Source organism: Stenotrophomonas sp. HMWF023, from assembly GCF_003060985.1.
GTDB classification, from domain to species: Bacteria; Pseudomonadota; Gammaproteobacteria; order Xanthomonadales; family Xanthomonadaceae; genus Stenotrophomonas; species Stenotrophomonas lactitubi.
Map to the genome: position 1 here is coordinate 1 of NZ_QAIJ01000269.1, position 1064 is coordinate 1064.

The 1064-nt window shown below is 64.9% G+C and carries 1 protein-coding gene; it reads right to left on the reverse strand.

What is annotated here, in order from left to right; translation table 11 throughout:
• Positions 1-905: murein biosynthesis integral membrane protein MurJ (murJ, locus tag DBR20_RS15455; protein ID WP_108266784.1), on the reverse strand; the 905-nt coding region annotated here is incomplete at its 3' end.
• Between the last annotated feature and the right edge of the window lie 159 nt (positions 906-1064).

Sequence of the window (1064 nt, forward strand, 5' to 3'; positions counted from 1 at the left end):
CGGTCGGTGCTGACGTGGTGCCGGGCCAGCGCCGGCAGGATCACCGTGCCCAGGGCCACACCGAACACGCCCAGCGGCAGTTCCAGGAAGCGATCGGCCAGCGACAGCCAGGACTGCGAGCCATCGGTCAGCTTGGCGGCGATGACGGTATCCAGCAGCAGGTTGATCTGCGCCACTGACGAGCCGAACAGGGTCGGCACCATCAGCGTCATCACCTTGCGCACGCCCGGATGGTTCCAGCCCCAGCGCGGCAGGGTCAGCAGGTCGATGCCCTTCAACGAGGGCAGCTGGAACAGCAGCTGCAGCAGGCCGGCGGCCAGCACGGCCCAGCCGAGGGCGAGGATCTGCTTTTCCGGTGTGCCACCCAGCCGCGGCGCCAGCCACAGCGCGCCGGCGATCATGCACAGGTTGAGGATGACCGGGGTCAGCGCGGGCATCGCGAAGCGCTGGAAACTGTTCAGCGCACCGCCGGCCAGGGCGGTCAGCGAGACGAACAGGAGGAACGGGAAAGTCAGGCGGAACAGGTCGATCAGCAGGCCCTGCTTGGCCGGGTCGGTGTCGACACCACTGGCGAAGACCGACGCCAGCTGCGGCGCGAAAATCAGCGCCAGCGCGGTGACCAGCATCAGCACGCCGCCCAGGGTGCCGGCGGTGCGGGCCATCAGTTCACGCAGCTCGGCGTGGCTGCGGGTTTCCTTCACCTCGGTGAACACCGGCACGAATGCGGTGGCAAAGGAGCCCTCGGCGAACAGCCGGCGCAGGAAATTGGGTATCCTGAAGGCGACCCAGAAAGCATCGGTGATGGCGTTGGTGCCGAAGGTCGAGGTCACCACCTGGTCCCGGACCAGGCCGAGAACCCGCGAGACCATGGTCATGCTGCTGAACGACAGCAGGCCCCGCAACATCTTGGGTGAACTCACTCAACGTCCCTCTTGACAATCGACTTGACGTACATTTCTTACGCCATCATACTAGCTAGCTTGCTGTTCCCATAACACCGATTTTTCAGGAAACCACCACCGTGGCCAATATCAAGTCCGCCAAGAAGCGCGCCAAGCAGACCG